This window comes from Priestia sp. SIMBA_032 (assembly GCF_046535215.1).
Classification (GTDB): domain Bacteria; phylum Bacillota; class Bacilli; order Bacillales; family Bacillaceae_H; genus Priestia; species Priestia aryabhattai.
The window spans coordinates 1-361 of sequence record NZ_JAWRXD010000242.1; the positions used below are offsets into that span (position 1 = coordinate 1).

Sequence of the window (361 nt, forward strand, 5' to 3'; positions counted from 1 at the left end):
GACATGAAGCGCGAGTACCCGGCAACGCCCGACGAAGCGTTTGACCAGGGTATCAAGGGTGCCTACTACCTCACGCAGATGCGATTCCTGCGGCAACAGGGCCGAATCACCAAGGCGGTGACTCGCAACCCTACCTTGCCGGTGTTCACTGCCTGGGACTTGGGCATGGGGGACGCTATGTCCATCGTGCTGTTCCAGGTGGTGGGCCGCCAGGTCCACATCATCGATTACATCGAGCATTCAGGCGAGGGCATGGAGTACTACGGCGATCTGCTCAAAAAGCTGGGGTATTCCTACGGTGCCCACTACGCACCGCACGACATTGTGGTGCGCGAGATCGGTACAGGGAAATCCCGTATCG

1 protein-coding gene is annotated in these 361 nt (G+C 59.3%); it reads left to right on the forward strand.

The window, feature by feature from the left end; genetic code table 11:
* On the forward strand, positions 1 to 361 hold a 361-nt coding region (locus SB717_RS34190; protein ID WP_410907276.1), incomplete at both ends, for a hypothetical protein.